Annotated in this window: 11 protein-coding genes; 7 read left to right on the top strand and 4 right to left on the bottom strand. The window is 73.8% G+C overall.

The window, feature by feature from the left end; genetic code table 11:
* Positions 1-44 precede the first annotated feature (44 nt).
* Together AB0F11_RS22750 and AB0F11_RS22745 are read right to left on the bottom strand one after the other, a co-directional pair.
* Complete coding sequence (locus AB0F11_RS22750; RefSeq protein WP_362176628.1) at positions 45-683, bottom strand: SHOCT domain-containing protein; 639 nt, start codon at positions 681-683, stop codon at positions 45-47.
* Positions 683-1072: a DUF6325 family protein gene (locus AB0F11_RS22745; protein WP_361906756.1), complete on the bottom strand. Its 390-nt coding sequence runs from the start codon at positions 1070-1072 to the stop codon at positions 683-685. Before AB0F11_RS22745 ends, AB0F11_RS22750 begins: the two co-directional genes overlap by 1 nt.
* Before the next feature lie 99 nt (positions 1073-1171).
* Between AB0F11_RS22745 and AB0F11_RS22740 the strand changes: the two genes are divergently transcribed.
* The 3 genes from AB0F11_RS22740 (at position 1172) to AB0F11_RS22730 (ending at position 4786) form a co-directional block, all read left to right on the top strand.
* Positions 1172-2596 (top strand): FtsW/RodA/SpoVE family cell cycle protein, encoded by a 1425-nt coding sequence (locus AB0F11_RS22740; RefSeq protein ID WP_362176625.1) that lies wholly within the window; start codon positions 1172-1174, stop codon positions 2594-2596.
* On the top strand, positions 2593-4056 hold the full coding sequence (locus AB0F11_RS22735) for a penicillin-binding transpeptidase domain-containing protein (protein WP_362176623.1): 1464 nt from the start codon (positions 2593-2595) through the stop codon (positions 4054-4056). The genes AB0F11_RS22740 and AB0F11_RS22735 overlap by 4 nt, the downstream gene beginning before the upstream one ends.
* Positions 4057-4336: 280 nt before the next feature.
* Complete coding sequence (locus AB0F11_RS22730; protein WP_362176621.1) at positions 4337-4786, top strand: DUF3291 domain-containing protein; 450 nt, start codon at positions 4337-4339, stop codon at positions 4784-4786.
* Between the two features lie 4 nt (positions 4787-4790).
* Here the strand turns inward: AB0F11_RS22730 and AB0F11_RS22725 are convergent, their stop codons facing one another.
* Positions 4791-5894 carry a ferritin-like domain-containing protein gene (locus tag AB0F11_RS22725; RefSeq protein ID WP_362176619.1) on the bottom strand — a complete coding sequence of 368 codons (1104 nt, stop codon included), beginning with the start codon at positions 5892-5894 and terminating at the stop codon, positions 4791-4793.
* A gap of 219 nt (positions 5895-6113) precedes the next feature.
* On the opposite strand from AB0F11_RS22725, the gene AB0F11_RS22720 reads away from it, so the two are divergent.
* Genes AB0F11_RS22720 through AB0F11_RS22710 form a run of 3 tightly spaced genes read left to right on the top strand, consistent with a single transcriptional unit; the run spans position 6114 to position 8084 of the window.
* Positions 6114-7058: a diiron oxygenase gene (locus tag AB0F11_RS22720; RefSeq protein WP_362176616.1), complete on the top strand. Its 945-nt coding sequence runs from the start codon at positions 6114-6116 to the stop codon at positions 7056-7058.
* Between the two features lie 29 nt (positions 7059-7087).
* Positions 7088-7801, top strand: coding sequence for a helix-turn-helix domain-containing protein (locus tag AB0F11_RS22715; RefSeq protein WP_362176613.1), 714 nt, complete (start codon positions 7088-7090; stop codon positions 7799-7801).
* Positions 7802-7811: 10 nt separating this feature from the next.
* Complete coding sequence (locus AB0F11_RS22710) at positions 7812-8084, top strand: hypothetical protein (protein ID WP_362176610.1); 273 nt, start codon at positions 7812-7814, stop codon at positions 8082-8084.
* Between the two features lie 357 nt (positions 8085-8441).
* On the opposite strand, the gene AB0F11_RS22705 is transcribed toward AB0F11_RS22710, so the two are convergent.
* Positions 8442-9062: a hypothetical protein gene (locus tag AB0F11_RS22705; protein ID WP_362176607.1), complete on the bottom strand. Its 621-nt coding sequence runs from the start codon at positions 9060-9062 to the stop codon at positions 8442-8444.
* 202 nt (positions 9063-9264) lie between these two features.
* Here AB0F11_RS22705 and AB0F11_RS22700 point away from each other — a divergent pair, with 202 nt between their 5' ends.
* On the top strand, positions 9265-10065 hold the full coding sequence (locus AB0F11_RS22700; RefSeq protein ID WP_362176604.1) for a nuclease-related domain-containing protein: 801 nt from the start codon (positions 9265-9267) through the stop codon (positions 10063-10065).
* The last annotated feature ends 1382 nt before the right edge of the window (positions 10066-11447 follow it).

The following is an 11447-nucleotide window of genomic DNA, read 5'->3' as shown; positions in this document are numbered from 1 at the left end:
CACCCACCCGGCGCACATCCGGGTGGCCTTCTCGGGCGGCCCGGTCAGGGGTTCAGGAGGCGGGACTTGGCCGCGGCGTACTCGGCCGGGGTCAGGAGGCCCTCGCGGGCCAGGTCGGCCAGTTGGGCCAGCCGGAGCATGAGGTCGGGGCCGCCGGCGCCCGCGCTCGTGCCGCCGAGGCCCGCCGGAGCCCCGCGCGCGGCTCGTCCCGGGGCCGCCGGGTCGGCGGGCCAGGCAGCGGCCGCGGCCCCGGCCGATGTCGGCCCGGCGGGCGCCGGCGGGACCGCTGGCGCCGGGGCCGGTGGGGCCGGCGGAGCCGGGGGCGGGGCCTGCGGGGGCTCCGGTTCGGGGGTCCATTCCTCGGCGTCCCAGGCCTCGCCGGCACCGGCACCGGCACCGGCACCGGCGTCGGGTTCGGCGTCCCACATGCCGGCCTCGGCCTCGGCTTCGGTCGGCCAGGGCGCGCCGGTGGCGTCGGCCTCGGCGGCCCATGCCCCGGCCTCCCCGGCGTCGGGCTCGGGCTCCGCCGGCCAGGCCCCCGCCCCCGCCGGAGGCGGCCCCGCCTCCGGGATCTGGACCACGTCCCACACGTACGCCCCCCGCGCCAGGATCCCCCGCAGCAGCGGCCGCCCCGCAGGGCGTTGGGAGGGGTGGACGACCGGGCCGACGGGGCGGATGAACATCAGGCCACCCCCAGCCGCTCGGCCGGGATCCGGACCGACCCGGCGATCCGGCCGCCCGCCGCCCGTACGGCCTTGGCCGCGTCCTCCGCCCACACGTGCTCCACCACCAGCAGCAGCGCGCAGCTCCCGCGCTCCAGCAGCTCGGCCGCCTCCCGTACGTCCTCCGGCCCGATCAGCGGCGCCGCCTCCCGGTGCGCCAGCAGCCCCTTCAGCTCGACGAACTCGTCGAACTCGGCCGCCAGCACCTCGCCCCGCGCGGTCTTGGTGGCCACCAGGCCGTCGATGAGCCGCACGTTCCCCGTCTTCCGCAGCCCCAGCACCGCCTCGACCGCCGGCACCCGCAACTGCTCCTCCGGGAAGGCGAGGACGATGAATTCCACAGGTCCCATGTGCCGCGGCTCCCACTCACTCCTGACCGTTTCTGACGACTCTTCGGCACACTATGACATCACCGGACATATCGCCTGCCCGCTTGCTACGTTTCCCGTATGACCGCTCTGACGGCAGAGGTGGCGGGGGGCGACCCCTCCCCGCAGCCCCCGCCCGGCCCCTGCCCGCCCCGGCGCAGGGGGGCCGAGCTGACGCTCCTCGCCGGGGCCGTCCTCCTCTGCCTCCTCGGCCGCCTCCACGTCGGCCTCGCCACCACCGGCCATGTGCCGCCGTCCGCCGGGCGCCACGCCGCCGGCCTCGCCACCGCCGCGCTCCTCGCCCACCTCGCCGTCCGCTTCCGGGCCCCGTACGCCGACCCGGTCCTGCTGCCGATCGCGTTCCTGCTCAACGGCCTCGGCCTCGTCCTCATCCAGCGCCTCGACGCGACCACCCCCGCCCATCCCGCCGCCGGGGAGCAGCTGCGCTGGTCGGCCCTCGGGCTGGCCCTGTTCGTCCTTGCCGTCGCCGTGCTGCGCGACCACCGCGCGCTCCAGCGCTACGCCTACCTGTCGGTGGCGGTGGCCCTGCTCCTGATGCTGGCCCCGGTGTTCTTCCCGGCCGTCAACGGCGCCCACATCTGGATCCGGTTCGCCGGGCTCTCCTTCCAGCCGGGGGAGTTCGCCAAGATCCTGCTCGCCGTGTTCTTCGCCGCCTACCTCGCCGCGAACCGCACCGCCCTCGCCCTCACCGGCCGCCGCCTCTTCCCCTGGCTGCCGATGCGGGTGCCGCTGCGGCTCCTGCCCGGCCGGGTCCTCGGCCCGATCCTGACGATCTGGCTGCTCAGCGTGGGGGTGCTGGTGCTGGAGCGGGACCTCGGCACCTCCCTGCTCTTCTTCGGCCTGTTCGTGGTCATGCTGTTCACCGCCACCGGGCGGATCGGCTGGATCGCCGTCGGGCTGGCCCTCGCCGCCCTCGGCGCCTACGCCGTCGGCACGCTGGAGCCCCACGTGCACGGCCGGGTGCAGGACTGGCTGAATCCTTTCGCCTCCATCGAGCGCGGCGAGGGCCCCGGCCAGCTCGCCCAGTCCCTGTTCGCCTTCGGCGCCGGCGGGATCCTCGGCGCCGGGCTCGGCCGAGGCCAGTCCTTCCTCATCGGCTTCGCCGCCAAGTCGGACTTCATCCTCGCCACCGCCGGCGAGGAGCTCGGCCTCGTCGGCCTCACGGCGATCCTGTTGCTCTACGGGGTCCTCGTCCACCGCGGCTTCCGCGCCGGCCTCGCGCTGCGCGACCCCTTCGGGCGGCTGCTGGCCACCGGGCTCGCCTCGATCGTCGCCCTGCAGGTCTTCGGCATCGCCGGCGGCGTCACCGGCCTGATCCCGCTGACCGGCATGGCCATGCCCTTCCTCGCCCAGGGCGGCTCCTCCGTCGTCACCAACTGGATCATCGTCGCGCTGCTGGTCCGGCTCAGCGACAGCGCGCGCAGGCCGCGCCCGGCCGCCGCCGGAGCCGGGACCGGTCCCCGCGGTGCGGGGGCCGCCAGGTGATCCGCTACATCCGCTGGTGCACGTGGTTCTGCGCCCTGCTGCTCGCCGTCCTGTTGGTCAACGTGGCCCGGGTGCAGGTCTGGGAGGCCGCCGGGTACGGGGCGAACCCGGCCAACAAGCGCACCGCCATCGAGCGCTACGCCCGCCCGCGCGGCGACATCCTGGTCGACGGGCGGCCGGTGACCGGATCCCGGGACAGCGGACAACTGCTGCGCTGGGAGCGGACGTACACCAACGGCCCGCTGTACGCGCCCGTCACCGGGTTCTCCTCGCAGACGTACGGGACCAGCCTCCTGGAGCGCGCCGAGGACGGGATCCTCTCGGGCACCGACCCCGCGCTCTCCGCCTTCCCGCTCTGGTACGACCTCGCCCGCGGCCACCCGCCCGGCGGGAACGCGGACACCACCGTCAAGGCGGCCGTCCAGCGGACCGGTTACGCCGCGCTGGCCGGCAAGCGCGGTGCGGTGGCGGCCCTGGAGCCGGCCACCGGCAGAATCCTCGCGCTGGTCAGCAGCCCCTCGTACGACCCCGCGGAACTCTCCGGCACCGGCCCGGCCGTCGCCGCTGCCTGGGCCCGGCTGAACGCGGACCCGGCGCGGCCGATGCTGAACCGGGCGCTGCGCGAGACCTACCCGCCGGGATCCACGTTCAAGATCGTGACGGCGGCCGCGGCCCTGGACGCGGGCGTGGTCACGGACGTGGACGCGCCCACGCAGACCCCCGACCCCTACCCGCTGCCCGGCACCCGCACCCTGCTGCCGAACGCGGGCACAGGCTGCCGGGACGCCTCGATGGCGGAGGCCGTCCGGTGGTCCTGCAACACGGTGATGGCCAAGATCGGCGTCCAGGTGGGGCTGCGCGGCATGACGGAGGCGGCCCGCCGGTTCGGGTTCAACGACGACGGCCTGCGCGTCCCGGCGTGGGTGTCGCGGTCGAACTTCGACACCGACATGAGCCGGGACCAGCTCGCCCTGTCCGCGATCGGGCAGTTCAACACCACGGCCACGCCGCTGCAGATGGCGATGGTGGCCGCGGCCGTCGCGGCCGGCGGCGAGCTGCAGGCCCCGTACCTGGTGGAGCGCACCACCCAGGACGACGGCACCCAGGTCCGGCGCGGCGTCCGGCGCACCCTGGGCCGGGCCATGACCCCGGCGACGGCGCTGCGGCTGCAGGGGCTGATGGTGAAGGTGGTGGAGGACGGGACAGGGCGCAACGCGGCCATCCCGCACACCGTGGTCGGGGGCAAGACCGGCACCGCCCAGCACGGCGTCGGCAACGCGGGCACCCCGTACGCCTGGTTCATCGGCTGGGCCAGGGCCGCGGACGCGCCGCTGCCGGGGGTGGCGGTCGCGGTGGTGGTCGAGGACGGGGGAGGCGACCGCGGGGACATCACGGGCAACAGCGCCGCAGCCCCGATCGCCCGCGCGGTGATGCAGTCCGCCTTGTACGGCTCCCCCTAGCCCGGCGGCGGGGCCTGCGGCCCGCCCGGCCTGGCCCGTTCGCCCGCCGCGATGTGTCGGCCGCACGCCGGAGTCTGGCGGCCGCACGCCGGAGTCTGGGTCGACCGTCAACTGCCCTGGGCAGCGGCCTTCCGCGGCCCGGGCCTGGACGGCTGTCGGCCGCCGGGGGGCCGCTTTGCTCGGGCGGCCGGTCGGCCAGGGCGCTCAGCGCCGCCGCACCCGCCGTCCGCACCGCGAAATTCCCTGCGCCCGCCCTCGTCCGCCTGGTAGCGCTAGCGCCATGACCTACGAACTCGCGCAGTTGAACACAGCCCGCCCCAAGTACGCCGCCGACGCCCTGGAATTCAAGGACTTCATGGACGGGCTCGACCCCGTCAACGCCGTTGCCGACGCCGCCGACGGGTTCGTCTGGCGGCTCCAGGACGACTCCGGCAACGCCACCGCCCTGCGCCTGGACGGCGACGACTCGCTGATGGTCAACCTCTCCGTCTGGCGGGACGTCGAGGCCCTGACCGCCTTCATGTACGAGGGGCTGCACCGCACGCTGATGTCCCGCCGCCGCGAGTGGTTCGAGCCGCTCACCGAGGCGGCCACGGCCCTGTGGTGGGTCGAGGCGGGGGTCCGGCCCACCGTGGCGGAGGCGGGGGAGCGCCTGGCCCACCTGCGGGCGCACGGCCCCACCCCGTACGCCTTCACCCTGCGCACGCCCTTCCCCCGGCCGGGGGAGTAGCCGGCTACTCCCGGCCCTCGGCGATCACGGACGCCACCTCCGCCACCCGCGCCGCCTCCTCGGCCGCGAACCGCTCGCGGTCGAGGGTCTCGGCGATCTCCTCGTCCTGGCTCATCAGCTGGTCGAGGTTGGCGTCACCCATCTCGAAGACCCCCATGTCCAGGTAGGCCTGCTGCAGCCGCGGCCCCCACAGCCCGATGTCCTTGACGCACGGCACGATCCGGCTGAACAGCAGCCTGCGGAACAGGTGCAGGAACTCGGACTGCTCGCTGAACTCCTCCGCCTCCCGCCGCGGGATCCCGAAGTTCTCCAGCACCTCCACCCCGCGCAGCCGGTCCCGCATCAGGTGACAGCCCTCGATCACGAACTCCTCGCGCTCGCGCAGCTCGGCGTCGGTGAGCTGCCGGTAGTAGTCGCGCAGCGCCATCCGCCCGAACGCCACGTGCCGTGCCTCGTCCTGCATCACGTACGCCAGGATCTGCTTCGGCAGCGGCTTGTCGGTCGTGTCGCGGATCATCCCGAAGGCGGCCAGCGCCAGCCCTTCGATGAGCACCTGCATGCCGAGGTACGGCATGTCCCAGCGGGAGTCGCGCAGGGTGTCCCCGAGCAGCCCCTGCAGGCTGTCGTTGATCGGGTAGAGCATCCCGACCTTCTCGTGCAGGAACCGCCCGAACACCTCGGCGTGCCGGGCCTCGTCCATGGTCTGCGTGGCGGAGTAGAACTTGGCGTCGAGGTCGGGTACGGACTCCACGATGCGGGCGGCGCACACCATCGCGCCCTGCTCGCCGTGCAGGAACTGGCTGAAGTTCCAGGAGGCGTAGTGCCGGCGCAGGTCGCCCTTGTCCTTCTCGGTGAGCGCGGACCAGTACGTGGTGCCGTGGAGGGTCAGGGCCTCGTCCGGGGTGCCGAGCGGATCGTGCGGGTCCACCTCGAGCTCCCAGTCGATGCGCTTGGTGCCGTCCCACTGCTTGTCCTTGCCCTTCTGGTACAGGGCGAGGAGCCGTTCGCGGCCGTCGGCGTACTCCCAGCTGAACCGGGCGGCGCCGGTGGCAGGGATCTGCCAGACGTCCTCGCCCGGGGCCGCGGTGTAGAGATCGTGCGTCGACACTGACGCCCCCTCGCCTCGTGTACTTCCGTTACTTCCGTACAGGACTGGATGGTTGGCACCGTGCCACTTGGTAGACGCGGGGTCAACAAGTGGCGCGCAGGGGATTGACGGTCTTGCTGACAAGCAGTCTCATAACTGGTGACCGCAGGAGGGGGCTGCCCGGGACCACGCCCCGGCGATCCCCACCCGTACCCCGGAACCAGGGCGAGGTGCCCCGTCATGACCACCACGACCGACCGCACGGATCCGGACCACCGGGTCCTCCAGGACGCCCTCGGCCTCCTCAAGGACCGCGAGCAGATCGCCGCACGCCTGCTCGAATCCTCGGCCAAGCACTCCTTCGACCCCGACAAGGAGCTCGACTGGGACGCCCCGCCGGTCGACGGCGCGTACTACTGGCCCCCCGAGCTGCTCTCCCTCTACGACACCCCGCTGTGGAAGCGGATGGGCGAGGAGCAGCGCATCGACCTCTCCCGCCACGAGGCCGCCTCGCTCGCCTCCCTCGGCATCTGGTTCGAGATCATCCTCATGCAGCTGCTGGTCCGGCACATCTACGACAAGCCCCTGACCAGCAACCACGTCCGCTACGCACTCACCGAGATCGCCGACGAGTGCCGTCACTCGATGATGTTCGCCCGCATGATCCAGAAGGCCGGAGCCCCCGCCTACCCGGTCTCCCGCCTCAACCACAACCTCGCCCGCATCCTCAAGACCGTCTCCACCACCCCCGGCTCCTTCGCCTGCACCCTCCTCGGCGAGGAGATCCTCGACTGGATGCAGCGCCTGACCTTCCCCGACGAGCGCATCCAGCCGCTGGTCCGCGGCGTCACCCGCATCCACGTCATCGAGGAGGCCCGGCACGTCCGCTACGCCCGCGAGGAACTGCGCCGCCAGATGGTGACCGCCCCGCGCTGGGAGCAGGAGCTCACCCGCATCAGCTGCGGCGAGGCCGCCCGCGTCTTCTCCCTGGCCTTCGTCAACCCCCAGGTCTACGACAACGTCGGCCTCGACCGGCGCGAGGCCGTCGCACAGGTCAAGGCCAGCGGCCACCGCCGCGAGGTCATGCAGACCGGCGCCAAGCGGCTCACCGACTTCCTCGACGACATCGGCGTCCTGCGCGGAGTGGGCCGCCGGCTGTGGCGGAGCTCAGGACTCCTGGCCTGAAGCCCGGCCGGTGGGGCTACCCTGCGGACATGACCGCACCCGCGTACCGCAGGCTGAGCGTCGAGGAGCGGCGGGCCCAACTCCTCGACGCGGCCCTGTCGCTGTTCGCGCACCGCGCGCCGGAGGAGGTCTCGCTCGACGACGTCGCCGAGGCGGCCGGCGTCTCCCGGCCGCTGGTGTACCGCTACTTCCCCGGCGGCAAACAGCAGCTCTACGAGGCCGCTCTGCGCTCGGCGGCGGATCTGCTGGACCAGTGCTTCGCCGTGCCCCAGACGGGCCCGCTGACCCAGCGGCTGGCCCGGGCCCTGGACCACTACCTGGCCTTCGTCGACGAGCACGACACCGGCTTCGCCGCGCTCCTGCAGGGCGGCAGCGTCGTGGAGACCTCCCGTACGACCGCCACGGTCGACGGCATCCGGCGCGCCGCCGCCGGCCAGATCCTGCTCCACCTGTCGGCGGCCTCCCCCGGCCCGCGGCTGCGGATGATGGTCCGCACCTGGATCACGGCCGTCGAGGCCGCCTCCCTGATGTGGATCGACGAGGGCAAACAGCCCGACGCGGGCACCCTGCGGGACTGGCTGGTGGACCAGTTCATAGCCCTGCTGACCGCCACGGCCGCCACCGACGCGGAGACCGCGGCCCACGCCCGCGCCGCCCTCGCCCTGGAATCGCCCGACGGGCCGGCCGGGGTGCTGGCCCGACGCGTGATCCCGGTGGTCTCCGAGGCCGCCCACCTGCTGTGACACTGGCGGGGTGAGAAGCGAACCCACCCCCTTCGAGGGCGGCCCCATGGACGGCCGCGTCCTCCCGATCCTCGTCGGCCCGACCGGCCACCCGCCGAAGTGGTACGAGATCCCCGTCCCGGACCCGGACGGCGGCCCGCCGACGATCCTGCTGTACGAACGGGTCCCGTCGGGCTACTCCAAGCGGCTCCACCTCCAGAAGGGCTGGAAGTACACCCACATCCCCGGCGGCCGGAAACCGAAACCCCGCTGGCCCTGGACGAAACCGACCCCGCAGCCGTAGCCGCTCGGACTGGGCCGGCGCCGGCCACGCCATCCCACCCCGTCCCTGTTCGGGCGGGGGCATTTCAGCCTCGCCCGCCACCCCGCCCCCGCCGCTTTCCCAGCGGGGGGTGGGCCGTTTCAGCCTCGCCGACCACCCCGCCCCCGCCGTCGTCCGGAGCGGGGGCCGGCTATTTCAGCCTCGCCGGCGCTTGAGGCGCGGGGTCTGGGGCGGAGCCCCAGGAGACGCCGCCCGGCTGGGCACGGGGGTCTGGCGTGCCTCGCGCCCGTCGCGGTTCGGGGTGCCGCCGCCCGGCGCCCCGGCCCGGTCCCGCGGGCCAGGGGAGCCGGGAGCGGGGCTCACCGGGGCCCGGGAGCGTCAGCCCTCGGTGCGCCCGCGCCGCAGCATCGCGAAGCTCAGCCCCGCCGCCCCCACCGCCGCCATGCCCCCGCCGGCGGCGAGCAGCAGCACGCCCTCACCCGGCCCGTCGGCCAGAGCCTCCAGGTGCAGCGCCCCGGCGGTCCCGGCGGCAGCCGCCCGCACCTGCGTCCGCGACACCGCCGCGGCAGCGCCAGCGGCCGAGTCCGCCTTCCCGTCCCGCGTCCCCGTCTTGTAGCCGTCGCCCCCGGGCGTACCGCTGTGGACGGCCGCGTCGCCGACCCAGGACGACAGCCGCCCGTCGGGCTGGAGCGCTGCGTGCAGCTCACCGCTGCCGCCGACGCCCGCGACGCCGTCCCGGCTGGTCAGCGTCGCGGCCCGAGATCCGTCCGCACCCAGGATGTCGGCCTGGAAGCCGCTCCCCGCGCGGTAGACGTTCGCCCGGGAGACCCCGTCCGCGAGGGCGAGCGTCTTGACCAGCGTCCGCGGCACGGAGTGCGCGGCCGACGCGGCCGGCACCCCGTCCGCGAGGGCCGCGGCCGCGGGCAGCGCGAGCAGACCACCGGCACAGGCGGTCACGGCGGCGGCGCGAACGAGAGTGCGACGGCTGAGGGTGCTCACGGAAGGTCCTTCGGCTGTCCGACGTATCAGGAGGGACCAACGTAGGAGGCGGCCGTTGCGGTACCGCGATGAGCGTGTAACAGAAACCCTGCAGAGTTCCGTAGAAGCCGTTACGCCAAGGCCGTTGCACGGCCGAGAACCCCACTGGGGGATTGCCGCGAGCCGCCCGGGCTGCTCCCATGTACGGCGGGGGGTGAGGTCCATGCGTGGACTCACAGTGACGCCGAGCGGCCGCCCCGGCCGCGGCCGGCTCTACGTGAACCTGCCCGACGGCCAGGCCGTGGCCTGGTACGACCGGCAGACCAACCGGATCAGCGTGCTCGCCGACCAGCACCGCGAAGCGGTACTGACGGCGCTGCGCCCGTACCTGAGCGGCACCTGGACGGTCGGCCCGCCGCCCGTTCCCACCGCCGCCGACCTGCGCCGCCTGATGCTCCCGCCCGACGAGGACCTGGCCCCGAACCGGCCGGGCGAAACCCTCCTCGGCGAACTGGCCCACGGCCAGGCGGGCACCAGAGCCCGGCACCGGCTGCGCCAGGAACTCACCGCCCAGCAGCGGATGGGCGACCTCCTCGACGCCCTCGAACCCGACGGCTGGCGCGTCGTCCACTGCGTGCCGCTCCGCGATCTCGGCCGCATCGACCACCTGCTGATCGGCCCGGGCGGGATCCTGTGCATCCGCAGCATCCCTGGCCGCCGGCAGCGGGCCGCCGTCGGCGACCTCCTGCTCACGGTGGGCCGGACCGAACCCCGCCCCGACCCGCGCTGGATCCGCCGCGCGTCGGCCGCGGCGAGCCGCGCCCTGACCGCCCCGGTCAGCCCGGCCCTGGCCCTGGTCGACGCGTCCCGCATCGACGTCGCCCCGACGGTACGCGACATCCGCATCCTGGACCCGGAGACGGCCGCCACAGCCCTGGCCGCAACCCCGACCACCCTCAAACCCCCGGACGTGGAAGCCCTCCACGCCCAGGCCCGCGACATCCGAACGTGGCGGGGGCGGTAGGGGGAGCCTTTGGCGGGGGCGCCGGGGACCCGGGGCGGCGGCTGGGGCGGGGGTGATTCCCGGGACGGGTCCGGCCTGTGGGGCGGAAGGGCGGAGGAGCGGGGTCACGGTGGGGCGGGGTCGGCGGGGGCTCGGGGGCTTCCCGGCCGCCCATTGTCCTTTCGGTTCGCGCCGGCTCGTCAAGGGCGCTCCTGCGTCGCGTCGCTTCGCGATCGCCTTCGGCGACCCTTGACAAGCCGGCACGAACCGAAATGCCAAAGAGCTGCCGGGAAGCCCCCGAAGGATGGCCAGGGGGTCAAGACAGGGGACGGCCCTCGTCAGAGAGGGCAGGTCCGGGTCGGGAGGTGCAGAATCCTTTCCTCTCAGGACCATGACCCCTCCCCGGCCCCGGGCATACGGGTAGCCGAGCCCCCAAGGCCGAAAAGAGGGCCCTCTCCGACCCCAAGGGGCTCCAACCTGCACGCGACATCGATGAGATGACCGTCAGAAGCGGGGAGGCGCCCCAGATCGCTACGCGCTCCTCTCTTTTTGGCGTCCGGCGGCCGTCTTGGGCCGGTAGCGCACCAGATCGCTACGTGGTCCCGCACGTCTCGGCGGCAGACGACCGTCTGTGGCTGGTAGCGCGGCAGATTGCGGCATGCGACGCCCGGTTTGGCGACTGGCCGCCGTCCTGGCATCGGCTGATCCACCCGTCGACGGCGCGTAGGCGCTGGGAGTGGGCGGGTACTGGAGTCTGACGCCACTCTGCGCGCTGGCGGCAGCAGCCTGTCGCGTGCATGAGCCCCCGACGGTCGTCAGTCGCCGCGAAAAGAGAAGCGCGTAGTGGTCTGGGGCGTGTACCAGCCACGGACGGCCGTCAGCCGCCGCGAAAAGAGGAGCGCGTAGCGATCTGGGGCGTCTCCCCGCTTCTGACGGCCATCTCATCGATGTCGCGTGCAGGTTGGAGCCCCTTGGCCTCAGAGAGCGGCCGGGTTCGGGGCTGGGGCTCGGCTTCCCGTATGCCCGGTGCTGGGTGGGGCGGTGGTCCTGGGAGGAAGGATTCTGCACCTCCCGACCCGGACCTGTCCTCTCTGGCGAGGGCCGTGTGTGGATTGTTCCCCCTGGCCATCCTTCGGGGGCTTCCCGGCAGCTCTTTGGCATTTCGGTTCGTGTCGGCTTGTCAAGGGTGGCCGAAGGCCATCGCGTAGCGACGCGACGCAGGAGCGCCCTTGACGAGCCGGCGCGAACCGAAAGGACAATGGGCGGCCGGGAAGCCCCCGGACACCCACCGACCCCGGTCGACCGTGATCCCGCCCCTCCGCCCCCGTCCGACCGTCCGGCCCGGTCCCGGGGAACGGTTCCCGCCGTCTCTCCCCCCGGACACTCCCGACGCCGATCGGCCG

Source organism: Streptomyces sp. NPDC032472 (assembly GCF_040636955.1).
Lineage (GTDB): Bacteria > Actinomycetota > Actinomycetes > Streptomycetales > Streptomycetaceae > Streptomyces.
The sequence above is the reverse complement of the archived record's forward strand: the minus strand, read 5'-3'. Positions and strand labels throughout refer to the sequence as shown.

What these genes read in the sequence shown, in the direction of transcription:
- AB0F11_RS22750 (WP_362176628.1), bottom strand. Translation starts at nt 683, where the DNA reads ATGTTCATCCGCCCCGTCGGCCCGGTCGTCCACCCCTCCCAACGCCCT.
- AB0F11_RS22745 (WP_361906756.1), bottom strand. Translation starts at nt 1,072, where the DNA reads ATGGGACCTGTGGAATTCATCGTCCTCGCCTTCCCGGAGGAGCAGTTG.
- AB0F11_RS22740 (WP_362176625.1), top strand. Translation starts at nt 1,172, where the DNA reads ATGACCGCTCTGACGGCAGAGGTGGCGGGGGGCGACCCCTCCCCGCAG.
- AB0F11_RS22730 (WP_362176621.1), top strand. Translation starts at nt 4,337, where the DNA reads ATGACCTACGAACTCGCGCAGTTGAACACAGCCCGCCCCAAGTACGCC.
- AB0F11_RS22720 (WP_362176616.1), top strand. Translation starts at nt 6,114, where the DNA reads ATGACCACCACGACCGACCGCACGGATCCGGACCACCGGGTCCTCCAG.
- AB0F11_RS22715 (WP_362176613.1), top strand. Translation starts at nt 7,088, where the DNA reads ATGACCGCACCCGCGTACCGCAGGCTGAGCGTCGAGGAGCGGCGGGCC.
- AB0F11_RS22700 (WP_362176604.1), top strand. Translation starts at nt 9,265, where the DNA reads ATGCGTGGACTCACAGTGACGCCGAGCGGCCGCCCCGGCCGCGGCCGG.